We start from the raw sequence: 25,152 nt of genomic DNA, 5'->3' as shown, positions 1-25,152 counted from the left end.
AGTAGAGATTCCCATTGTTTAGGTATGGTTATTCTGCGTATTGTTTGCAGGTATTGTAGAGAGCATTATAGATATGAGAAAAGGGCGTAACCCTATAAGGACTAAGGAACTACCAATGAACTGGCATCAGAAGAATATAAATGAAGTCATTAACGAACTTGGATCATCCGCACAGGGCATTTCTTCAGAAGAGACGCTGAAACGCTTTGGAGAATATGGCCCTAATGAGTTAAAGGAAAAAGAGAAGAAAACCGCTCTTGCGATGTTTCTTGATCAGTTCAAAGATTTTATGATTCTTATCCTGATTGCCGCCGCCGTAATATCGGGGTTTATAGGGGATCTTTCCGATACCATAGCCATAATTGTGATTGTTATCTTAAATGCAGTTCTTGGCTTCATACAGGAATACAGGGCGGAAAAGGCAATGGCGGCCCTGAAGAAAATGACGGCCTCATTTGCAACCGTAATCAGAAACGGCGTGCACGAGCGTATATCGGCCTCACACCTTGTCCCAGGCGATATTGTAATTCTTGAAGCAGGAATGATTATTTCTGCCGATATGAGGGTGATAGAGTCTTCACAGTTAAAGATTGAAGAGGCTGCGCTTACTGGCGAGTCTGTCCCGGTTGAAAAGCGAACCGAAGCTCTGCATGATGAACATCTTCCGATTGGTGACAGGAAGAACATGGCATATAAAGGGACCTTTGTTACTTATGGCCGCGGCACAGGTATTGTTACATCAACAGGCATGAATACTGAGCTCGGCAAAATTGCAACCATGCTTCAGGATGAGGAAGAAGTAAAGACACCGCTTCAGAAAAGGCTTTTAAGCTTTGGCAAAAAACTCGCCTTTGCCATTCTTGCAATATGCGCTATTGTCTTTATAGCAGGCATTCTACGGGGGGAAGCTCCTTTACTTATGCTTCTTACCGCCATTTCTCTTGCCGTTGCCGCAATCCCTGAAGCACTTCCCGCTGTGATAACCATTTCACTTGCGCTTGGAGCAAAAAAGCTGGTAAAGCAGAATGCCCTCATTAGAAAGCTACCCGCTGTAGAAACCCTCGGGTCAGTGACCTACATCTGTTCAGATAAAACCGGAACCCTGACTATGAATAAGATGAGCGTAGAAAAAATATACGCTGATGGTATGTCGGCAGGAGCCGGTGCGTTAGAAGGCTTGCAAAATGAAAGTGGTAGCGATCAATTATCCGTTTCCGGTTATTTCATGACGGGACTTGCCCTTAGCAATGATGCCGAAACGGATGGAGAAAACAATGTTATCGGTGATCCCACTGAAACTGCTTTATACACTGCTGCGAAACTTAACGGTTTTGACAAAAAAGAATTAGAAAAAGATTTCCCCCGCGTTGCCGAAATTCCATTTGATTCAGATAGAAAGTGTATGACCACCTTTCATAAATGGCAGGCATCAAGTCCGGAACCGGAAGATAAAGCTGCTTTCATCTCTTTTACAAAAGGAGCCCTGGATGTTTTAATTGAAAAGTCGGTTGATGTCTTATCATCTAAGGGAGTAACGGCAGTTGATATTGGTGAGATTAACAAGATTAACGATGCGATGGCTGCCGATGGCATGAGGGTTCTTTGTCTTTGCATTAGAAAGTGGGCTGCTTTGCCTGACGGTTTAGTTCCTGAAAATGTTGAGTCAGAACTTACCATCGTGGGTCTTGCGGGGCTGATTGACCCACCGAGGCAAGAAGCACAAGAAGCTGTTTCAATGTGCAAGGCAGCCGGGATAAAGCCTGTAATGATAACGGGCGACCATCCTCTTACCGCACAGTCTATAGCAAGGAGGATTGGGATATTAGAAGATGGCTCTGATGCCGTAATTACCGGCAGAGAACTTGAAAAGTTATCCATGGAGGATTTTGAAGAAAGGGTTGAACATATAAGGGTCTATGCCAGAGTGGCCCCTGAACAAAAGCTGAAGATTGTAAAGGCCCTTCAGGACAAGGGACAGTTTGTTGCCATGACGGGTGACGGGGTCAATGATGCTCCGGCATTAAAAAGGGCGGACATCGGTGTTGCAATGGGAATTACAGGAACGGATGTCTCAAAAGAAGCGGCACATATGATACTGCTTGATGACAATTTCGCCACCATAGTAAAGGCTGTCAAGGCAGGAAGACGAATCTTCGACAACATCCGTAAGTTCATAAAATACACCATGACAAGCAATTCCGGCGAGATATGGACCATATTCCTTGCCCCATTTTTAGGGCTTCCTATCCCTCTTCTGCCGATTCATATTCTTTGGATAAACCTCGTGACTGATGGACTTCCCGGTCTTGCCCTTGCGGCAGAGCCTGCCGAAAAAGGGATCATGCAAAGACCGCCCAGGCACCCTATGGAAAGCATTTTTGCACACGGTCTTGGCGTCCATATCGTCTGGGTAGGACTCCTCATGGGCTTTGTTTCAATCTTTACGCAGGCATGGTCTATTAAAACAGGGCACGCCCACTGGCAAACCATGGTGTTTACTGTTTTATGCTTGAGCCAGATGGGACATGTGCTTGCAATAAGATCGGAAACCGAGTCTATTTTCAGCCAGGGATTGGCATCAAATAAACCTTTACTGAGTGCATTCGTATTGACTTTTGCCCTTCAAATGTCAACGATCTATGTTCCGGCCTTAAACCCGATATTCAAGACAGAACCATTAACCTTTGTTGAATTATTGTTTACTCTCGCATTGTCTTCTGTAGTTTTCTTTGCGGTAGAAATAGAAAAATTTGTCAAGAGAAGAAACTCATAAAAGTTATTTATTATGGAGTTTATTTTAATATAAAGAACAAAATTTTTATTAACATATAAAATTAAAAGGAAAAAAATATGCAACAATCATATCCGCTTAAAGGTGCACAAACCCAGATTCTTGTAAATGAATTTATACGCAGTGTTTATAATTGGATGGGAATCGGTCTCGCTCTTACAGGTCTTATTGCCTATTATGTTTCAAACGATGCCGGACTCCAAAGCTTGATATTCGGCAATAAGCTTGTATTTTTCGGATTAATAATAGCCGAATTAGCACTGGTTTTTACAATAAGCGCCAGAGTAAACAAGATGAAAGCATCAACGGCAACGGCAATGTTTATAATTTATGCAGCATTAAACGGTGCTACTTTATCTGCTATATTTCTTATATATACTGCTTCATCTATTACATCAACCTTCTTTGTATGCGCTGCGACTTTTTTAGCATGCAGCATATACGGAATGGTAACAAAACGCGATTTGACATCAATGGGCGGATTTATGACCATGGGATTAATAGGCATTATAATTGCGTCTGTTGCCAATTTATTTATAAAAAGCTCCGCCATGAGTATGATTATCAGTTATATCGGAGTAATAGTTTTTGTTGGATTAACTGCATATGATACGCAGAAATTAAAACACATGGCAATGACACAACCTTCCGGACTCGAGGCAGGTGTTATTAGAAAAGGAGCTATATTGGGAGCTCTTTCACTATATTTGGATTTTATAAATCTATTCCTTATGTTGTTAAGAATTATGGGAGACAGGAGGTAGCTGGTAAGCTCTTAAGTTCATTCGTCAAATAAATGATGTTCCTATATTAGGCTAAAATATAGAGGATGAAAAAATGCAATTGAAGTGAGGTTCTCCTGATGGGTATAGCCGCAGATATCATAATTATCGTTCTTGCCGCCTTGGTTGGTGCGCTCATTGCGCAAAAATTCAAACAACCGTTGATCTTAGGGTACATACTTGCGGGCGTTGTTGTAGGACCATACACTGGTGGGATTACGGTTGGAGATATTCATGAAATAGAACTATTGGCAGAAATCGGAGTAGCCCTTCTTCTCTTTGCGCTGGGGTTGGAATTTTCTCTCAGCGAGTTAAAACCGGTACGAAACATTGCCCTGTTTGGCACTCCTGTTCAAATTCTGCTTTCCATCGGTCTTGGCTTTTGTCTTGGGAAGTATTTAGGGTGGTCCTCGGCGAGTGCGTTATGGTTTGGGGCATTAATATCACTTTCCAGCACCATGGTAACCCTGAAAACCCTTATGAGCAGGGGGCTTGTGGGAACACTTTCCAGTCGGGTAATGATTGGTATGCTCATTGTTCAGGATTTGGCCGTCATTCCGATGATGATTATCCTCCCTCAACTAAGCAACCCCGAGGCGGGTTTGCCCCTCTTGGTAATTGCCGTAATCAAATCTGGAATCTTCCTGGTGGTGATGCTTTATCTGGGCAGAAAAGTACTTCCATGGTTGCTGTCGCATGTGGCCCAATGGAACTCCAGGGAACTTTTTATTTTATCCATCACCGCCATAGGTCTTGGGGTGGGATATGCCACATACCTTTTCGGGCTTTCTTTTGCTTTCGGCGCTTTTGTTGCCGGTATGGTTTTGAGTGAGTCTGACTATGGTCATCAAGCATTGAGTGATATTATTCCCCTAAGGGATATCTTTGGTCTTTTGTTTTTTACATCGGTCGGCATGCTTCTTGACCCGGTGTTTTTGTTGGAAAACTGGGACAAGATTCTCTCTCTGGTTATTGTCATCGCGGTTTTCAAAGGTACAACATTCTCCTTGCTGGCCATGCTCTTCCGATATATCAATATTGTTCCAATTGCAGTTGGGCTCGGGTTGTTTCAGGTGGGTGAATTTGCGTTTGTACTTGCACGGCTAGGACTTGAAACTAAGGCCATCGACCAGAATATGTATTCACTCGTCCTCGCCGTATCAGTGTTGAGCATGGTGTTAACCCCATTTGCTTCGTCCTTGGCGGCTCCTCTCTATAAATTAAAAAAACGCCTATTCAAGTATGAACCCTTGCAAACAGAAAACATTCCGCATTCAGGACTTAAGGATCATGTCGTCATCGCCGGCGGCGGGCGGGTGGGACAACACATCGCCCAGATCTTGACTCAACTCAATCTCCCTTTTGTCATCATTGAATTAAATTACCAGCGAATGCTTGAATGTAAAGCTGCAAAATATCCGATAATCTATGGCGACATGAGTCAGTCAACAGTGACTGATGTTTCAAAAATACATGCCGCCAGACTTTTGCTCATTACTACCCCTTCAGTTGTTACCTCTCAGTCGATTGTAGAACAGGCTCTTCGTTTTAGACCGGAATTGCATATCATTGTCAGGGCTATTGGCGCTGATCATGCTCGGAAGTTATATGAAAGCGGGGTTTATATGGCGGTTCTGCCAGAGATGGAGGCAGGGCTGGAAATTGCAAGGCAGGCACTTCTCCACCTGGAAATTCCTGTAGCCGTTATTCAGCAATACACCGATGCCGTACGACAAAAAATTTATGCGCCGATTTATCAATCGAATAGTGATCATAGGCTTCTTGCAAAGTTTGATAATATAAAAAATATGTTGGAAATTTCGTGGGTTACTCTTGCACCTGGAAGCCCTCTTGTCAGTAAAAGCATTAAAGATGCTGCTGTTCGTGCCAGAACCGGGGCATCAATTGTAGGGATTATCAAAGAAAAAGTATTTTTTTCCAATCCTAAAGCAGATTATTCTTTTCAAGAAGGGGATCTGGTGGCAATTGTCGGTAATCAGCAAGAACGAAACGAATTTAAAAAAATAGCCGGAGTTTGATAGAATATTCGGTGAGGAGGAAATTATTTATGAGAATGATATGTTTTTCTGATTTTATTTATACAAATCTTTCAGTACGAGTTTAAAAACCATAATGCTTCCACTTCACTATGCGCTTCCCATCTCTCGTAACCCATCGCTAAAAGCAGTACAATTATTGAACGCCTATCGGGTCTATATGAAAGCTGCCGCCGCAATTTGATTTATACCGGCTTTCCCCCTGTCCCATTAGTTCACCCAGACTTTGGCCGGGAGTAATATCAGCCGGCAAGGTTATGTACACATCAACCAGATTTCCATTACTGCATTTTAACTCTATGCGGTTGTGCGTGCCGTTTCCGAGTGCACACTCCACTTTGCTGATAAACTCTTCTTCGCTGACATTTTTACCTGTATTGCGGGTAAAAAAATAAGCTATGCCCGATTCATTGAATTGATGTGTCAGATCTATGGCTGTTTCGTAATATTCATCAATGGACCATTTAGTCTGGCAGGTACCGTGCTTAAACCACTCATGGCGCTGTAAACAGGAGCCAGCCGAGGCACTTGGCATAACTTGTTCGAGCGTTTGCCGGGTTTGAGAAAAAAGTTGCAGCACAGGATAGTCGCAAAAATCGCCCGGTGTGTTTTGAACCTCACCGCAGAAGCCATAATCTTTACCGCATGATTTTTTATTAGGCCACAAACCGTGCAGGGTAAAATTACGTGCCTGATACGATTTTTTATCTTCTATACGGCATTCAGGTTTATCACAATGCGTTTCACAAAAAGCGGGTTGCCAGCTTAACGCCAGCACATAACTATCTTCCAGGCCCGCAGTCTGGCATTCATTAGTCTGAGTACCACTTTGTCCACCGGAACTTCCGCTATTTTCGGTTTGGACATCAAACGTACCACAATGCTTTGGAATCCAACGTTCTACCGGATTCGCACCGGAAACACGCACCCGGTACCAACTGGGATTTTCTGCTTTATTGGCCTCAATAACCGGATAATTTTTGTTGATCACAAGCTTTGTGTTATCGGGGTTGGTTAGTTTGTTTTTTGAAACATAAGCTTGGCAGGCTTGGGTTGCTGTAATAGTTCCGGTGGCCGGAGAAGCGGCGCAAACATTTGAAGCAATACAAAAAGCCATTACAATAAGTACAATTGTTTTTATAAACTTAATCATATCTTTTATCTCCCGGCATATTTTATTCGCTCTTTTTCAAAGATTTTTCGCTGGGCATCGAACCCAAAATCAGTTCCTTAGCTGTTTTGTCGGCTATGGGAAAAAAAGCCTTGTTTTAATTCCATGATATTCAAATATATAAAGGCAAAGTAGAATTTATGAGGTTGTAAAATTATACACCATTGGTATAAGAAGATATATAAACGTAAAGGCTAATGCAACTGAAGAATAAATTTAAACCATGCTATAGCAGGAAAACACGAGCTATCTTCTTAAATAAAACAAAATGAAAAATAATTTAAGTCTCCGTATAAGAATATACGCAATACTGATATCGCTCATAATAATTACAATTCTTGGCGGTTCCGTTATGTTTTGGTATACTTTCAGAATAGAAAGTGCCTTAACGCATTTGGTTGAAAAAGATATAGTTGCGTTGCAATCAGCTGAAGAACTTGAAATGGCTATAATAAGTCAGAAGGGTTTTGTAACCTATTATTTTCTCGATAATGATCCGGAATGGCTGAGACAGTTGGGTGAATACAGACAGATATTTAAGAAGAAACTCGAAGAAGTAAAACTCATATCCGAAAATGAATCTCAAAAAAAGATTATCGAAAATATAGAAAAGGAATACGGTATCTATATAGGATTGAAAGACCGTGTTATCTCTTATTATATTGCAGGTAAGCGTAAAGAAGGGGCAAAGCTTCATAAAGATGTACGAAATCAATTTACCAAGATTATCGAACTTTGTGATGAATATAAGATTGTTCATGTAAACAGGGTTGCCCTTGCCAAGGAAAATAGTCATAATGAAGCTATTCAATTAAGATATTTTGCCGTAAGTGCTCTTATTATGAGCACATTTCTTATTATCATGATGGGGGTTCTTCTTGTTAAAGGCATTCTAAAGCCTATTTACCGTTTGGCTATGGAAGCAGGCCGGGAAGGTAATACAGGAAGTGCGCATGATGAAATCGCAGTGCTTGTTAAAAATGTAAGAGATCTGATCAATGATTTCGACCTTACACATTTTGAACTGGAAAAAAGTCGTGAACATTTACAGCAGTCTGAGAAGATGGCCCTGGTAGGAAAACTTGCCGCGGGAATGGCACACAGCATAAGAAATCCTTTTACATCCGTAAAAATGCGGCTTTTTTCGCTTGAACGTTCCAAAAACCTTACAGAAACACAGCAAGATGACATTAAGGTGATATCTGATGAAATACGCCAGATGGATACCATAGTTCAGAACTTTCTTGAATTTTCAAGGCCGCCAAAACTGAAGATGCAAAAAATCAGCCCCTCTCTTGTAGTAGATCTTGCAATACAACTGCTCGAACATCGTATTAAATCATATGATGTTACAGTAAATATTGTAAGAGAAAAAAATCTTCCTGAAATAGATATTGATCCTGAACAACTAAAAGAAGTAATAGTCAATCTGATGATCAATTCCTGCGAAGCAATGATAAGAGGCGGTTTAATAACAATTTATGAATATGAGGATATTGATACTGCAATAGGTAAAGCTGTCGTGTTAAAATTTAGTGATAATGGCCCAGGAATTCCAAAATCTTTTATTGCAAAAATTATGGAGCCTTTTTTTACAACCAAGGAAGAGGGAACAGGGCTTGGGCTTAGTATAGTAACCAGAATAATTGAAGAACATGGCGGTCGTATTGATGTTGAATCAAAGAAACGGGAGGGCGCGGCTTTTATAATTACTCTTCCTGCAAAAGACAAAAGTAAAGGAAAAAGCATTTGAGCTCTATTCTTGTTATTGATGATGATGATCAGCTCCGCAAAAGTTTTCAAAAACTTCTGGCTGAAGAAGGCTATTGTGTAGTTGGAGCTGCTTCCGGTGAAGCCGGTTTAAGTGAAGTCAGGAATCAGGCTCCTGATATTGTAATTCTTGATATGCGTCTGCCTGGCATGAACGGACTTGAAACATTTAAGGCAATACATAAAATTGAGCCAAAACTTCCGGTTATAATAATGACCGCCTTCGGAACAACGGAAACAGCTATCGAAGCAACAAAACTGGGAGCATTTGACTACATCCTTAAGCCCTTTGACATACCTGGAATGCTCTCTCTTATTGAACAGGCCATAAATGCAAGCCGTTTTATGCGTTCTCCTGTTGATGTGGACGCAATTACCGATAAAGCATCAAGAGATGCGATAGTCGGACGTAGCAGTGTAATGCAGGAACTCTACAAAGCAATAGGGAGGGTATCCCCAACCGATGCTACTGTTTTGGTGCGGGGTGAATCCGGAACCGGAAAGGAATTGGTTGTAAGAGCTTTATATCAGTATAGCCTGAGGGCTGATAAACCCTTTCTTGTAATAAACTGTGTTGCCATTCCGGAGAATCTGCTTGAAAGTGAACTGTTCGGTTATGAGAAAGGCGCCTTTACCGGCGCAGCTCATCGCAAGGTGGGAAAGATTGAACAGGCTCATAATGGAACAATTTTTCTGGATGAAATCGGGGATATGCCTTTAAATCTTCAGGCAAAAATGTTGAGACTTATACAGGAAAAAAAAATTGAGCGCGTCGGCGGCCTTGTTAATATTAATACCGATGTCCGAATCATTGCAGCTACAAACAGAGACCTTGAAAAGGCGATTCTTGACGGAAGATTTAGAGAGGATCTCTATTATCGCTTGAAAGTAGTTACGATTCAGCTTCCTTCCTTAAGAGAAAGGGAAAATGATATACCTGTTTTAACGGATTATTTTCTCACAAAATATTCTAATGAAAAAGGCATTAAAAACCCCGGAATAAATGATGAGGCAAAAACTTTGCTTTCGTCATATTCGTGGCCAGGTAATGTACGTGAACTTGAAAACACTGTACAAAAAGCTCTGATATTTAACCGGGGAGTGCCCTTATCCGCTGATGATATTTCCCAGGTTATCTGTGAAAAACCTCATTCGGACGGATCAAAGAAGGATATGGGCGATGAAGCCATGAGGCAATGGCTTAGAAAAGAATTGAAAACCCGCGATGCTGAAAATCTTTTTGACAGCTTCATGGATGAATTCTCGTCTATATTAATAAGTGAAGCCTTAAATATATGTAATGGAAACCGCTCAAAGGCTGCCAAACTTTTAGGCCTCTCCCGTCCCACACTTCATTCAAGAATTGAAAAACACAACATAGTCATGGAAACATTTGCCCGGGAAGATAATTAATTGCATACTGCCTATATGCTAATTCGGTGCAAGTTATCTCTTTGTTGATCCAAAAAGGTGATTTGTACTTTTTAAACGGTTTCAGCTTAAGTTTCATGGGATAGTACTGATGGCGTATTGAAGAGTCCATCAAAACGTATATTTTTCAACCATAAAGTTTTTGGCCAATGCTTCTACGCTTGCCTCATTTGTCATAAGCATATCCATTTGTCGTGTGAACAGTAAGAGACGCCCGATTATATCAAGCTTTTGTTCAATGAGAGCGCTTTCGTGCTTCTGATATCGCGCGCTGACCTTATCTCCTGTGACTTCTACGGCAAAATCGTTTGACTTAAGGATTATTGCGATAGTCCTTGCTCGTCTGTTTCTCCTTATATCATCGGCGGCTCCGCCCTTAAACGAAAATGAAATATAGTTCATATTAACTGTCTGGGAGCAATAGGAATCAAGGACACCATAGTGATAACCCACACGCGAACTGAAATTAAGATATTTATCTGAAATTATGGCGTAGCTTCGGTCACCGAACCTTTCAACCTGAGAAGGAGGAGAAAGCATCTGTTCTTTCATCACGGATAAAAAGCCTTTGAATTCCACAGGGCGCAAATGCTCTTTTTGAAAATCTTCATGTATCATTCCTCCAAGCAGCGCTTTAAAAGGAATTGAAGCTATCTTGTCGGGAGTTACATTCTTATGATCCGTATTCGTTTCGGTAAAGCCGCCACCTATATCAATAACATAAAGATCAAGCGGAATATTGCTCTTAAGTTTAAAAGCTATTCCATTTTTTTCGCAGACAAAGTCACTGAGTTGAAACATCTCAGTGTAGGAGAATTCGTGAGCAAGGCGACTTATGTCATGAAGAGATTTGCATGAATCAGGTGTAAAATTTGGCGATCTTGCATCCGTGAGATTCAGAGGAATTATCCAGTCGCTTACTTCTCTTAAAATCTTGTACACCGGCGTGTCCTTCATGGGGAATTTGCCTTTATTCTGAAATGGCTCCAATTCATGTACCCTTCCCTGATATACCCTTCCTGAGTAGGCATCTACGGTAATTTCCATGCCGGACGGTATCCTGGTGGTTGCATCATAGGCGTTTACAATTGTAGGAACACCAAATTCCCTGGCAAGAGAGGCCATATGCCCGGCTATGTTGCCGATATCGGTTATTATAGCCCGGGTTTTTTTCATAGCCATGACAAGCTTAGGGGAAGAATGTCTTGCTATAAGAACCGATCCATCCGGGAAATTCAAGAGATCTTCATCTGAAGCAACTATAAAAGCAGGCCCTGAACCTACCCCGCCTGAAACGCTCATGCCTTTTTCTATCAAAAGAGGGTATTGAGTAAATACAGGCGTTATAGGAATAGTCTTTCCATATTGTTCGGCATGTAATGGTCGGCTTTGAAGGATAAGAAGATTACCGTCAGGAGCAAGAGCCCACTCTATATCCTGAGAGCACCCGAAATGTTTTTCGAGTTTTGTGGCATATCCTGCAAGTATACTTATTTCTTCTGGTGATAGGCAGGGTTTGTGGCGAAGTTCATCCGAAACATCGGTTTCCATTAATCCATCATCAGGATTACTGACTAGTTTAACGGTCTTATAAGAAATATCCGCTTCAATTACCCGGCCATCATTATCCACAAGGTATCTGTCAGGAGTTACAATTCCTCCAACAGCATAAGGCCCCAGCCCCAATACAGCAGTGATGATAATATTTTTTTCCAGCAGATTGAGAGGATTTCCTGAATACATAACACCGCTTGAAACAGAATCCACCATCTGAAGACAGGCTACGCTCATGCCGATGTCTTCATCTCTTATTCCTTTATTGAGGCGGTAGGTAATAGCCTGTGGTGTATAAAGACTTGCTGCAATTTCCTTGTATGACTGAATCAGCTGGCTTCCCGGCACATTTAATCTGGACAGATATTGACCTGCAGATGAATGTTCTCCATCTTCTCCTATTGCGCTGCTTCTCATTGCCACCCTTAACGAAGGTTTCAAAGGGTTTACATCAGAAGCAGTTTCTGCAAGTTGTGCATAGGCAAGATTTATAGCTTTTTCCAGTTCAGGAGGCACCTTAGATGATAATATCAAACTGCAAATGTCCTCGCTGATGGTTTTTATTGTTTCAGGATCATCAGGGTCGATCTCCATCTTTTTTTTGCTGATTTTGTCCAATAGATCAGTTTTCAGCATAAATAATTTAAAAGCCCGTGTGGTGATGGCAAATCCGCGTGGTATAGGAAGACAAACTTTGTTATATACTTCGCCAAGATTGGCGTTTTTACCTCCCACCCAGTCAGTCATCTCCGAATTTATCATTGAATAAGGTAAAATAAATTCAGCAGGGAAATCCTCCTTTTTTTTCTTGAGAATTTCTTTAATATTTATATTTATTTTTTCAACCATATCAAAAAGTAAAGAATATCGATGGCCGGAAAGATCATCCAGGTTTTTTACCATCCTTAGAGCATGGAAAATTGCCTTGCCTGATCTTGATCTTATATACGACATGCCAAATACCTGCTGTCCTATAAGTTTTTCCTCAATGTCACTTATTATTTTTAAAAATTCGGAGTTTGAATCCAAGAGCATTTTAAAGCAGGAATATTTATATCTGAAGAGATCAGATATATTATCTCTTTCATGATTGCTTTTGGATGTTTTTTCTCTGTAAAATAACTTAAGCTTTTTAAACATTCTTATTTTTCCCGAATGCGTTCTTCCTCTATATGCCTTCGACGATGAGCATCCTCAACTTTGGATAAAAGATCATTTAAATTACACGGCTTGACAATATAGTCATAAGCTCCCAATTTTATCCCCTCTATGCCTGCCTCCACCGAAGCATGTCCGGTAAGAAGTATTACCTCTAATAGCGGGTCTATCCTTTTTAAATATCTTAAGGTTTCTATTCCATCAATACCAGGCATCTTAATATCAACTATGACTACATCGAATTTATTATTTCTGATTAATTCTATTGCTTTTTCACCGCTACTAACATCGACAACATCAATATTTCTCCTTTTTAATCTCGCTGTCAGTGTTATTCTGAAATCTTCCTCATCATCCACCAGTAAAAGGCGTATATTATTCATTTGTTGATTTCCATGTTATATGAATCGTAAAAGTTTATAAGTTAAAAAAGGATAAGATTATTCTAATAATCAATATATATCAATAATATAAAATAATATGAGTTGTATTTATCAGGAGACTGATACAATATAGCCGGGTTTAATCAGGCAACCCAATTCCGCGCAAGCAATAGAGTCTATGCCATTTGCACTATTAACTACAGCGGTTCCCACTGGTTGGCCCTTATCATTGAAAACGGTAAGGCATGTGCTTACTTTAATGCCATGATCCATACCCAAGCCAAAAAAGATTTCACATGTTTCTTTAGTATTTTTTACTTTGTAAATTACCGCCTTTTTCTGCTTTGCCATCTGATTTTCAATTTTTCCGGATAGTATAAATATATACCCGAAAGATAGAATAATAAACGGTAAAAAAGAAGCCGCAAAAACCCATGGCGAAATATCTATGTATCGTTTTATTACAGATTTGAAGCTTTGTTGATATTTCGCATAATCCTTATATACTCTTACAAGAAATTTATCGTGTTTTTTTTGCAGGTTTATATCTTTAATGCCGACGATGATGCTGTATTCGCCGGCTTTTGCGTCCGGACTTATTATAAGATGTCCCTGCCACATGTTATTACCAAACCAGTGGCCTTTCTGAAGTGAATCAATTGAAATTTGAATAAAATCTGAGCTGCTTTTATAGACAATTTCATCGCCACTTTTAACCTTTTCTGCTGTGAGCCCATTTAATTCTACCGATGTTCCCGGAAGAACATCAAATTCGGTTGCTGATTGCCTGAACCCTGCTATTATTGTATCAATGAGTGAAAAACAGACAATAACACAAAGTATGGCGGCAACTTTTCCAACAGCTCTTCTTAAGCGCAGGGTTTTTTCCATATCATTCATTGCCGCTTTATCTCCGTTTTAGTCGCCTTCACAAAAAGTCAATAAACGACTTTTTATGAAGGCATCAATTTGTTATTTCTTGAAAATATCGGTTTTGCTGATATTCATAAACCGTCTTGCCTTCCCTTCCACCTTATAATATATGCGGACTTCATCTCCTGAATCCCAGGTATCGTCCGGTAGAGCAAAATATTGCTCAGGAAGTGAAAAAGTAATGAGAATTTTTTGCCTACCCGAATAAAGGGTAATAGTTTTATTTGCTTTGTCTATAATAGGAAAAGTTTTAGGTTCCTCAGTTTCCTCATCGTAGACCAGTGGGTCTTTCTTGGCCACATTATCTTTCTGATCGATTACTTTGTAATCTATTGCTTTAAAGTTTTGTGTGGCTGTATCAAATATGACTATCTGGTTTTTCTCGGTATCCAGTTGCATACGTTTACCGGCTTTGGGAAGAGCTCCGATTTCATCAGGGTTCTTCGGCATCTCATATGTATAAGGCGGAAGATGTGTATAGTCCGGATTCTTCGGGTCGGCATTAAAGTCTCTTATTAGTGTAACCGTTGCTTTTTCTTTATCAAATTCGATAACTCTGCCCTGATCTACATTTCCTAATTTTCCGCAGGCAAAGATAAAAATAAATGATAAAGCAGACAATACGGTAAACAGGCCATGTTTTTTTATCATAGTATGCTTTCTCATGCTAAGCGCCTCCCTTCTTCATAGCAATTTCATTCTTTGCGCCCTGGATCATTCTGACAAGAATATACAGAGACAAAGCGCCAACAAGCCCTAGTATAAGAACTGTTGAGCAAGTATCCATTATAGCTTTGGTTCCTGCCACATACCTTGGAATAAGCTTCATTATAATGGAAACACAGCAGCCGATAACAGCAATTCCAAAAGCGATACGAATTCCGTAACCTTTGATATATTTGGTCGCTACTGTTCCGATTTGTGCTCCTACAGCGGCACCGCACAGCATTATAACAACGGCGACAAGTTCCGTTCTGCCTTTGAAAGTATATGTGCCGGCTCCGTAAAGACCTGATATCATAACTTCAAAAAGGTCTGTTCCGACGGCTATGTGGGTAGGACAACCTATGAAATAGATAAGAGCGGGCATACGTATAAGTCCTCCGCCTATGCCAAGGATGCCGGCCAGCCAGCCTGTAAGAAAACTGATAAAAATTGGCAGCCACGCAGAGCAGGTAAATCCAGCTGCCTTAAAATGTATCATAGGGGGTATTTTAAGTTTATGAAAAGTTTTGTGCCATTCAAGACCAGTGGCAAGTTTGTCAACATCCAGACCTTGATCCCTGGCGTCTTTTTCTTTTCTTTTCTTTTTAGCTACATCTGCAAAAACCATCCATGCGATAAGAATAAGAAGTACAACATACATCCATCGTACAATAAACTCTACTTTTCCTATTCGTTCAAGCCACATTATCATCTGTGCGCCGCACTCAAATCCCACAATAGTGCCTACGAGCATGATCATGCCAAGCCGGTAATCAACATTTCCGAACCTGCCGTGCCGCATTGTGGAAATAAGAGACTTTCCAGCCATGTGGGCAATATCGGTTCCTATGGCAAAGGCCATGGGAAAACCAAGAATATTAAGCCCGGGCGTAACCATCCAAGCCCCGCCCATACCAAAAAAACCACCAATTATTCCGACCCCGACCCCAAGGATGACAAGGCCTGGCCAGAATACTGTAACTCCCGAAATGGGCATCAGAACATATAACCAATCCATGATATAACCTCCAGAAAATATTATTTATTATAATTATATTTCTCTCCCTTAAGGATAGCCGTAAATCTCAGTGTTCGGACAATTCCCTGGATTTTAGGTCTATTCCTATCCTGGACATAACCAGGTCTGCTATAACACCAAAAATCACTCCGATAATCGGAATGGATACAACTGTTAAAATTGTGAAATACACATGACTTTCATTATAAAGATTGGCAAACCATGCCTCCCAGCCGCTTAACTTACGGGTGTCGGCTACTATAACGAGAAGTGAAGCTTTCTCCCCTCCCGCCAAAGCTGCATTGGCTATAACAAGAAATGTCATTGTAATCATACCTGTAAGTTTAAACCACAATTTACGCATTTTGTTACCCTCCTTTTTATGTTTTATTATTTTTTCGCCTCACGGGCGTATAGTTTAAGTTTCAACAGTATTTAATAAAAATATGCCTTATGATGCCAAATTATTTTTGTATTTTTGCACTGTTAATTTTCAGTTGCTGTGCATTTTTCTTTTTACAAGCCGCTGTAAGCTTTTCAAGTAGTTCTGCGAACTTCACCGGTTTGAGCAGATAATCGAATGCTCCCAGCTTTAATCCTTCAATACTGGTTTCTAAAGCGGCATGACCAGTTAGAAGTATTACTTCGGTTAAAGGATGTAATTTTTTTATCGCTCTTAACACCTCTATCCCGTCAATTCCACCCGGCATCTTGACGTCCAGCAAAACAACATCAAAGGATGTTTTATTAATAAGGTCTAATGCGGCTTCTCCGCTTAAAACTCCTGTTGCCTCTATTTTCCTTTTTTGCAGACGATTTACTATTGTTTCCAGAAAATCAGTTTCATCATCAACAATTAATACACGGAAGGTAAACATTAGTCCTCCTGTTTTGCTTTTATTTCTTTTCAGGAACAACAACCGGAAGTGTAACGGTAAATGTTGTCCCTTTCCCTTCTTCACTTTCAAGGTTTATGGTTCCACCCAGATTCTTTACAATATTATAACTGACGGATAAACCAAGCCCTGTGCCTTTGCCCGATTTTTTGGTGGTGAAAAAGGGTTCAAAAACTCTTGTCTGACGCTCTTTGGGAATCCCAGGCCCATTGTCTTTTATGCTGACTGCTATTTTAGAATCATTGCTTTTACTGCTTATATATATATTTCCATCTTTTCCTACCGCATCTATAGCGTTGGTCAAAAGATTCAAAAATACCTGCTGTATCTGTGAATGATCACTTGCGATAATAGGAAGATCGGATTTTGAATCATTTATTATAGAGATATTATTTGTACGGGCATAACTTTCAAGAAAAGTTATTGTTTCATTAATGACCTTATTAATGTCAACATCTTCTAAGTGAGGTTCCATCCTGCGCGCAAATCCGAGCATTCCATGTGTAACCTTTCTTGCCCTTTCAACATGCTCTTCGATTTTTAAAAGCGACTTTTTATACTCTTCGAGATTTTGGCTGCTCTGAAACTCTTCTTCCTCTAAGAGATCTTCCATCCAACCTGTTTTTTCAGCTATTACTGCAAGAGGATTATTTATTTCATGGGCAACACCTGTGGCCATCTTGCCAAGGGCAGCCAGTTTATCCGAATGAACGAGTTGAGCATTAAGTTCGTTCATCTTATTGTCTGCATATTCCAGACGTTTTATGATTTTGTGAGTTGTAAAGATAGTAGTAAAAATTATCATCAGACAGCCTATTGTTACGATAACAATTTCCATTTGTTTTGTTTTGAAAAGGTGTGTCATTTCTTCGGAAGCATCCTGGCTTATAACAAGAAGCCAGTTGTTTTTTTTAAACCAGCGGCCGGCATATAACAACTTTTTCCCATGTTCGTTTATCTTTTCCAGCGCCATTGTTCCCTCTCCGAAGATAGTAGTGTCTATGCTCGATTTGGAAAGAATTGCGCCTCCAAAACGCATGCTGGTTTGGTAGTAGCCATCTTTGTTTATAATAAAAGCATCCCCTGTTTTTCCAACCTGTGCGGTACGAACGAGGCTTTCAAAAACATCGGAATCTATAGTCGCTCTTAGTATCCATCTTCTGTTTGCTTCCTGACGCTGGAGGGCGATAATAAAATGAGGTACGTTTCTATATCCCATAAACACATCACTTACATAAACACCCTTGCTTTCAACCTCATGAAACCATGGTTCCGAATAATAATTAACATCAAGGAGGTTATAAGGACCGATGTAAGCGACATGACGGCCGGAGCTGTCTATCATTCCCAGATCAATGAACCCTCCAACCCGGTTGTTCATTATTTTGAAGATTTTCTCGAGATTATTTTTTTCCGATAGGAAATCAAATGTATATGAGTCGGACATAGCCAAAAGAATTGCAGTGCGTTCTTTTAGGAATAGTTCTATAGCATTACTCTGAACTCTAGCCCGATAAGTGATTTGTTCTTGAATTTTGTTTTTAAAAACACGTGCAAATTGTTGGTAGATTGTAATACTAAGAAAGATCAGCGGTACGAAGGAAACAAATAGGGTTATAAGAATAATTCTTCTCTGAAGATTTGCGTATAACCTTCTTTTCATATCAGTACCTCCGCCTATCCTTTTCCAAGGTTTGTGCTGATATTGTTCTTTAAAATAGTTTCAATAATTTTTTTAAGTTGTTCTATGCTGTTTCCGCCTTTTTCAACAAACTCTGATAGAGCAAGAATTTTTGAAGTAGCAATATAATCTGAAAAAAATGTATGAAGTACTACCGGAATGTAGGGGGTTTTTTGATTAAGTTTCATCAGCAATAAAGATTCATCAGCATCGGGCAAATCAGGATCAAGTATTAAAAGATCGACAGGATTAAGATTATATACCCATTTTAAAACATCCCTTCCATTTTCCGCCATAACAACGGCATATCCTTCGTCTGTCATTTCACGCTTTAAAAATTCTCTAACATTGGAGTTTCGGTCTGCAATTAGTATTTTGAATTCTTTTTTCAATGCCTATTCCCCCGGTATAAATTATTTTACAAATATTAAGGCAAGACATGTGCCATCTTTATTTAAAGGCATATATTTATAACATATAGATTTATTAGAATAAGTCATGATACGCAATTTGTGATTTTTAAGATCTGTGTCGATATTTTTTACAATATGTAAAATACACTATGACATACTGCCGAAATATTGTATGGGGATTTCCGGTTTTTTTGAAAGGAAAGAGTTAAACCGGGGTTGCTTTAAAAAATACATAACAAACTAACAAAAACTTATTTCTTGAGTTGATTCCTACGGCGCTTATTAATATATATATCCTATATAAACAAATACATATAACCTTTTTTTCAATAATTAATATTAAAAACACGAACACGTCCTGATTTTTCATCCATGTGTCCGCCAAAAACAACTTTACAGACGATAGATTATAAGATAGACAAAAACATATACTTGCATAACTGTTGAAAAAACAATTTCTGATTTTATACCATGACCTGGAAAAACCAACTAAAAGATCCTTATTATAAATACCTTTTAAAAAAAATGCTTTTTATTATTATTGCGCTTTCTTTTGTTCCTTTAGTCACGGTCAGCGGCATTATTTTAGAACGCTTCAGTGCTTCCTACCATAAAAAACAAAACGCCCATCTCGGCGAACTTGTTTTAAAGCATAAGCAAAATATTGACGGTTTTTTGCTGGAAAAATTAAACAGTATAAGATTTATGGCAAAATCATTTACTTTTGAGGAACTTAATAATGAAGACTTTCTAAACAACAGCCTTGCTTCGCTACAGACTGAATATGGTTCTGTTTTTGAAGACCTTGGAGTAATTAATGACAAAGGCATTCAGATAACTTATGCTGGACCTTTTAAACTGGAAAAGGCTAATTATTCGGAAACTCAGTGGTTTCGGAAGGCAATTAACAGCAATTATTTTATAAGCGATATATTTCTTGGCCTGCGGGGCACTCCTCATTTTATAATCGCTGTCAGACAAAACAACAATGGACTTCCATGGATATTAAAAACAACTATAAGCTTTGCTACTTTCAATTCTCTTGTTGAAAACCTCCGGATAGGCAAAACCGGGTTTGCATTCATACTAAACAGCAAAGGAGAATTTCAGTCAAAACCTAATTCTGAAGTCGTTTCCAGCAAAGTATATTCCATTTTCAACAATATTAAAAAAGGAATCAGCACAAAAGAGGAGATATATTTTTCCGAGATAGAGGATGATTCGGAGAAAAAGCATTTATATGTAGCCTCTTTGATAAAAAACGGTGACTGGGTACTTATCTGCCAGCAAGACAAATCGGATGCCTTTGCCGAGCTGACTGATGCTAAACATATTACTATTCTTATTATTCTGATAGACGGCATAGTAATCATGATAACCGCCTTTTTGCTTTCAAAATGGATAATAGCCAAAATAGCCAAAACGGATGAAGAAAAAGAAGCCATGAACCAAAAGATTTTAGAAACAGGAAAACTGGCTTCACTTGGTGAGCTTGCAGCCGGCATAGCTCATGAGATCAATAATCCTGTTGCAATTATGGTTGAAGAAGCAGGTTGGGTTCACGACTTTATGGAGGATGAGCCTTTAAGCAACACGGAAAACAGGAAAGAACTTGAAAGGGCGCTTGCGCAAATAAAGACCCAGGGAAAAAGATGCCGGGATATTACTAAAAAGCTTTTGAGTTTTGCCAGGAAAACGGATACTGTATTGGAAGATACCAATATAAACGATGTAATAAATGATGTGGTAAGTTTTTGCTCGCAAAGAGCGAAATTCAGCAATGTCAGCATAAAATCCAATCTTCAGCAAAACCTCCCGATATTACGGCTGTCACATACTGAAATACAGCAGGTTTTTTTGAATCTTATGAATAATGCTTTGGATGCTTTGGAAAAAAGAGGTGGAAATATAACACTGACAAGCTTTCTGGAAGCAAATGAAACAGTAATCAGCATAGCTGATGATGGCCCTGGAATTCCCAAATCAAATCTTGCCAGGATATTCGACCCCTTCTTCACAACAAAGCCTGTGGGGAAAGGAACCGGATTGGGACTTTCAATATGCTACGGAATAGTAAAAAAGATGGGAGGAATAATCGATGTTATAAGTGTAGTCGATGCCGGGACAACATTTTATATACGGCTTCCCACCAAAAGAAATTAATAAGCGGTTTTTTCGATAGACATAAGAGCCATCGTAGGCGATGGATACTTTGCTGGAGCAAGAACAGGTAATTTAAAATGGCGGAAAGAAAACAAAGCATAAATGCAGAACCCGATAAAAATAATGACCCTATCAAGGTATTGTTTGTGGATGATGAAAAAGACTTTGTCAATGTTATTGCCAAAAGACTTTCAAAAAGAAATTTTGATGTAACAAAAGCTTTTTCAGGAACAGAAGCGCTCAGGGCTATGCGAAAAACCGATTTTGATGTAGCGGTTCTTGATCTTAAGATGGAAGATATGGATGGAATCGAGGTTTTGAAAATTTTCGGGAAAATGACTCCGGAACTTCCGGTAATAATACTGACAGGACACGGATCGGAGGCTGCGTCGGAAGAAGCTGTTAATTACGGCGCTGCTGAATATCTCACAAAGCCGTGTGATTTTGAAGATTTGTTTAATAAGATCATACAGGTTTGCTCAAAGGCAGGAGGCAATTAAAGTGTACGAATTCAGCGTTCTTATAGTAGATGATGAAAAAGAGTTTTTAGACACATTGTTAAAAAGGTTGTTAAAGAGAAAGGTAAAGGCAAGTGGAGTATATAGCGGAGAAGAGGCACTTACAATTTTAAAAGAGTCTCCACCGGATCTTGTTGTTCTGGATGTAAAAATGCAGGGCATGGACGGCATACAGACATTAAGAGAAATTAAAAAGATAAAGCCCCTTGTTGAAGTAGTTATGCTGACGGGGCATGCGAACGTTGAGGTTGCTGTTGAGGGAATGGAACTTGGAGCTTTTGACTATCTGATGAAACCAACCGATGTTGATGAATTGCTATATAAGCTCGAAGACGCCTATAAAAGAAAAAAAATTCAGGAAGGAAAAATAACCCGCCTTGAAGAAAATAGGGGTAAATCCGAAAGTTACTGATAAGCGCTTAACAAAGCTTTAGCCTTCGGCACCTATTATCTTCTCAATATCTGCGAAATATTTCTTTTTGTAATGATTTACAGCGGACTCTTTTGACATAATCATATCAATCTGTCTTGTGTGAATTGTCAGATAGCCCAGTATTTTAAGGCGCTGTTCCATAAATACTCTTTCTCTGTTGTCTACCCTTGAAAACAGGCTGTCTTTTTTAACGCTTACTCTGAAGCCGTATCTTTCCAGTATTTCCGCAAGAAACAGGACTCTTTTGAGTTTTCTGTCATGATCAGCTGCACCACCTTTAAACTGAAAACTGATATAATTTTCTCCTTCCCGGTCACATACAATACTTTCTATTGTGGAAAAGTGAAAACCCAGCCTTGAACTTAGACTGCAAAACGACTTAGATATCATGAAGTAATTTTTTTCAGCATATTTGGATCGAAGACCGGTTGTCAGAGCAGGATTTAAAGTGGCTTCAAACATCACATTGGCAAGTCCTTTCCCATCAACAGGAGGAGGCCCATCCCATTTAATCGAAGTGATTCCTTCCCATATTGCAAGCATTGGAATAGATATAATATTATCAAGATGAACGAACTTTCCAACAACTTCTTCTTTAAACCCATCATCCAGATTTAAAACCCACCACTGCATCGGGATTTTATCCACAAGCCGTTTTCCTGAACGCTCTGAAAAGTTATGTTCCTTCCCGAAATTAAACATCTCATGCACTGATTTTTCATGTATAAACCGGGTGATATCGTGCAAGGATATGCAATTTAAAGGTTTAAAGCCACGCGAATCAGGATCAAGAAGGCTAAGAGGAACAATGTGCCTGCTTACTTTTTTCAGAACATCATAAACAGGGCTGTTATGCATAAGATTATTCTGTTTCTCAAAAGGATCCGACAGACATTTTATTATTCCGGCATGGATGGCAAGGCAGTTTGCATCAACCGTTACAATTTCATCATCTTTTAATTTATCATAAACCATGGGGACACCGAAAAGAGCAGGCACTTCCGTTTCCCGGGCAACATTTGCAAGATGACCGGCAAAACCTCCCTGTTCAGTAATAACAGCAGAAGCTCTGTTTAAAAGAGGCGCCCATGCCGGCAACGCCTGCCTTGCTACAAGCACGGCTCCTTCCGGAAATTTTAAAATATCAACTGCCTTATCAACATGAAAAACTTTTCCGGATGCTACTCCTGGGCTTGCGGTAATGCCTCCTTTAACTAAAACGGTTGCATCCTTTTTTGCATGATCCTGAAACACAACCTCTTTATATTTTTCCGATACCTGTAATGGCCGACACTGAAGCAGATAAATCGACCCTTTGCCGTCAACCGCCCATTCAATATCTTGTGGCGAGCAGTAATATTTTTCTATCGCAAGCGCCATGTTGCATAAACTATACATCTGTTCCCTGGTCAAAGAGGGAAGATCTTTTGATTCTCCGGTATTATCCATGCGGCATACGCCTTCTTCGTAAAAGCAGACAAACTTTTTTGATTTTACTTTTATATCTTCATGTACAAGCGTAATCGGCGGTTTTTTTGAAACGACAAAAAGGTCGCAATCAATACTTCCGTCAACAACCGACTTGGGCAAACCCCATGCTGAATTAATAAAAATATAATCATCACTCATATCCAAAGGGTTTCTTGAATATAATACTCCTCCCGAAACAGCATCCACCATTTCCATGCAACCAACCGGCATTTGAATATCTTCATCCCGAAACCCTCTTTCCAGCCTGTATGTAATAGCTGGAAGCGAATACTTTCCTGCTATCACAGTTTTATATGCGTCAATAATATTGTCGACACCAACATTTAATTCTGAGTGATAAAGACCTGCAAATGTGTTTTTAGCAGTATCCTCTCCGATAGCACTGCTTCTTAAAGCAAAGCGTATTTTCCTGCCCCTGATATATTCTATGTCGTAAACGGATTTAATAATGGAATCTTCAAGTTCATCAGGCACTTCAGATCTCATAATCATTTGCCGGATCTTTGAAGACAAAGTATAAAGTTGTTCCATATTATCGGTGTCGGTTGTCTGAAAAAGCCTTTCTATCTCAGCCTGGAGATCATTATGTGAAATCAGTTTATCATAGGCCGCAGAAGTAACAACAAAACCTGATGGCACTAGTATATTAAGTCTGTTTTTTATTTCTCCGATATTAGCCATTTTACTTCCGATAAAGTCGGCCATATCTTTGTTAACTGAAACAAGAGGTATAACTAGTCTGTGATCAGTTGCAGACTTTTTTTGTGAAACAATATTATTTATGTCCTGCTGTATATCGTTGAATCGGGAAAACAATTCACTGTATTTTCCCGGGACAAGTTCATCAAAGTTTTTTAACATTTTATAAACATTAACCGATGCAGCAGTACAATGAGATTTTATCTGGGACATGCCAAATGGTTTTTTACCTTCAAGAAGCAACTCGATATCAGCCATAATATCAAGTGCTTTATTGTTGGAACTTAATAGAAGTTTAAAGTTGTGATATCGGGATTTGAATTCACTCAAAAGATGTTGCAAATCATATGGCGATTTTATTTTATTTCTTTTAAAAATTTTATTATAAATTTCAGTAAATTTTATCATAATACTTTAATAATAAAGTTAAAATGGTAGTTTTTTGACTCTACATCATGGAGCTTAATGTTTCAATTCGAAAATATTTGCGTAAGTTTTGATATGCCAAATGCATGCCTGGGCTTATAGAGTATTCAATATATTTAACTGATTCTAAAGATTTTTAGCCGTGAATAGAGTTAAACAGCAATGTTTTTTCTATAAATATAAAACAAGCAGCTAAGAAAACAACATTATTTTATATTATTCACGAGTGCATACTTTATCTGTTACTTTATCTTGCAAAACAGAGCTCTTGCTATAGAATATGAAATATTATCCTTTACAGATTGTAAAAAATCCTGACATGTTTTTTATCTTAACTGATCCACAAATGCACTGCCGATTACATTTCGGATATATGAAACATAATTTTATTGTTATTTTATTCATGATTTATATGTATATTTATCTATATATTTAAATATATAAACCATAGCCTTGGTTTGACTGACTGTTTATTATATATTTCCATCGTTTTTGCTTTCTTTATTGTATAGTACTGTAATTAATCGCATAATGGCTTTATTAACATATAAACATATAAGTTTTATGGTATGTATTTTGCTATTCATTTTTAATTGTTAAGTACAATTCTTTTTAGAAAATACGGGCCGCTTAAGCTTAATTAGATATTTAGATTTAATAATTCTTTATAGAAGCAACT

Annotated in this window: 19 protein-coding genes; 8 read left to right on the top strand and 11 right to left on the bottom strand. The window is 39.1% G+C overall.

Going from position 1 to position 25,152, the window contains the following annotated elements; genetic code table 11:
• Positions 1-115 precede the first annotated feature (115 nt).
• The 3 genes from KKC46_10770 to KKC46_10760 all read left to right on the top strand — a co-directional run bounded on the left by KKC46_10770 (position 116) and on the right by KKC46_10760 (position 5,612).
• On the top strand, positions 116-2,773 hold the full coding sequence (locus KKC46_10770; protein MBU1054300.1) for a cation-translocating P-type ATPase: 2,658 nt from the start codon (positions 116-118) through the stop codon (positions 2,771-2,773).
• Between the two features lie 77 nt (positions 2,774-2,850).
• Positions 2,851-3,555: a Bax inhibitor-1/YccA family protein gene (locus KKC46_10765; protein MBU1054299.1), complete on the top strand. Its 705-nt coding sequence runs from the start codon at positions 2,851-2,853 to the stop codon at positions 3,553-3,555.
• Positions 3,556-3,653: 98 nt separating this feature from the next.
• Positions 3,654-5,612 (top strand): cation:proton antiporter, encoded by a 1,959-nt coding sequence (locus KKC46_10760; protein MBU1054298.1) that lies wholly within the window; start codon positions 3,654-3,656, stop codon positions 5,610-5,612.
• 154 nt (positions 5,613-5,766) lie between these two features.
• Here the strand turns inward: KKC46_10760 and KKC46_10755 are convergent, their stop codons facing one another.
• Complete coding sequence (locus KKC46_10755) at positions 5,767-6,783, bottom strand: ribonuclease T (GenBank protein ID MBU1054297.1); 1,017 nt, start codon at positions 6,781-6,783, stop codon at positions 5,767-5,769.
• Between the two features lie 286 nt (positions 6,784-7,069).
• On the opposite strand from KKC46_10755, the gene KKC46_10750 reads away from it, so the two are divergent.
• Positions 7,070-8,554: an MCP four helix bundle domain-containing protein gene (locus KKC46_10750; protein ID MBU1054296.1), complete on the top strand. Its 1,485-nt coding sequence runs from the start codon at positions 7,070-7,072 to the stop codon at positions 8,552-8,554.
• Entirely contained in the window at positions 8,551-9,984 is a 1,434-nt protein-coding gene (locus tag KKC46_10745; GenBank protein ID MBU1054295.1) for a sigma-54 dependent transcriptional regulator, read from the top strand. Before KKC46_10750 ends, KKC46_10745 begins: the two co-directional genes overlap by 4 nt.
• Positions 9,985-10,113: 129 nt before the next feature.
• On the opposite strand, the gene KKC46_10740 is transcribed toward KKC46_10745, so the two are convergent.
• The 9 genes from KKC46_10740 to KKC46_10700 form a co-directional block, all read right to left on the bottom strand.
• Positions 10,114-12,696 carry a phosphoenolpyruvate synthase gene (locus KKC46_10740; protein MBU1054294.1) on the bottom strand — a complete coding sequence of 861 codons (2,583 nt, stop codon included), beginning with the start codon at positions 12,694-12,696 and terminating at the stop codon, positions 10,114-10,116.
• A 2-nt stretch (positions 12,697-12,698) separates the two neighbouring features.
• Positions 12,699-13,097: a response regulator gene (locus KKC46_10735; protein ID MBU1054293.1), complete on the bottom strand. Its 399-nt coding sequence runs from the start codon at positions 13,095-13,097 to the stop codon at positions 12,699-12,701.
• Between the two features lie 111 nt (positions 13,098-13,208).
• On the bottom strand, positions 13,209-13,997 hold the full coding sequence (locus KKC46_10730) for a hypothetical protein (protein ID MBU1054292.1): 789 nt from the start codon (positions 13,995-13,997) through the stop codon (positions 13,209-13,211).
• A 72-nt stretch (positions 13,998-14,069) separates the two neighbouring features.
• Positions 14,070-14,681, bottom strand: a complete 612-nt coding sequence (locus KKC46_10725; GenBank protein ID MBU1054291.1) for a DUF4881 domain-containing protein — start codon at positions 14,679-14,681, stop codon at positions 14,070-14,072.
• Positions 14,682-14,697: 16 nt separating this feature from the next.
• Positions 14,698-15,753, bottom strand: a complete 1,056-nt coding sequence (locus KKC46_10720; GenBank protein ID MBU1054290.1) for a sulfite exporter TauE/SafE family protein — start codon at positions 15,751-15,753, stop codon at positions 14,698-14,700.
• Positions 15,754-15,820: 67 nt separating this feature from the next.
• On the bottom strand, positions 15,821-16,117 hold the full coding sequence (locus KKC46_10715) for a hypothetical protein (protein MBU1054289.1): 297 nt from the start codon (positions 16,115-16,117) through the stop codon (positions 15,821-15,823).
• Between the two features lie 100 nt (positions 16,118-16,217).
• Positions 16,218-16,631, bottom strand: a complete 414-nt coding sequence (locus KKC46_10710) for a response regulator (protein MBU1054288.1) — start codon at positions 16,629-16,631, stop codon at positions 16,218-16,220.
• 19 nt (positions 16,632-16,650) lie between these two features.
• Entirely contained in the window at positions 16,651-18,312 is a 1,662-nt protein-coding gene (locus KKC46_10705) for a GHKL domain-containing protein (protein MBU1054287.1), read from the bottom strand.
• Between the two features lie 14 nt (positions 18,313-18,326).
• Positions 18,327-18,722, bottom strand: a complete 396-nt coding sequence (locus KKC46_10700) for a response regulator (GenBank protein MBU1054286.1) — start codon at positions 18,720-18,722, stop codon at positions 18,327-18,329.
• Positions 18,723-19,214: 492 nt separating this feature from the next.
• On the opposite strand from KKC46_10700, the gene KKC46_10695 reads away from it, so the two are divergent.
• The 3 genes from KKC46_10695 (at position 19,215) to KKC46_10685 (ending at position 21,836) form a co-directional block, all read left to right on the top strand.
• Positions 19,215-20,906: a two-component sensor histidine kinase gene (locus KKC46_10695; protein MBU1054285.1), complete on the top strand. Its 1,692-nt coding sequence runs from the start codon at positions 19,215-19,217 to the stop codon at positions 20,904-20,906.
• Positions 20,907-20,983: 77 nt separating this feature from the next.
• A complete protein-coding gene (locus KKC46_10690; protein ID MBU1054284.1) occupies positions 20,984-21,406 on the top strand; it encodes a response regulator in 423 nt (140 codons plus the stop codon).
• Between the two features lies 1 nt (position 21,407).
• On the top strand, positions 21,408-21,836 hold the full coding sequence (locus tag KKC46_10685) for a response regulator (protein MBU1054283.1): 429 nt from the start codon (positions 21,408-21,410) through the stop codon (positions 21,834-21,836).
• An 18-nt stretch (positions 21,837-21,854) separates the two neighbouring features.
• Here the strand turns inward: KKC46_10685 and KKC46_10680 are convergent, their stop codons facing one another.
• Positions 21,855-24,305 carry a pyruvate, water dikinase gene (locus KKC46_10680; GenBank protein ID MBU1054282.1) on the bottom strand — a complete coding sequence of 817 codons (2,451 nt, stop codon included), beginning with the start codon at positions 24,303-24,305 and terminating at the stop codon, positions 21,855-21,857.
• Between the last annotated feature and the right edge of the window lie 847 nt (positions 24,306-25,152).

Source organism: Pseudomonadota bacterium, from assembly GCA_018817425.1.
Taxonomy (GTDB): Bacteria; Desulfobacterota; Desulfobacteria; order Desulfobacterales; family RPRI01; genus RPRI01.
Note: the sequence above shows the minus strand (reverse complement) of the source record. Positions and strands in the feature narration are given on the sequence as shown.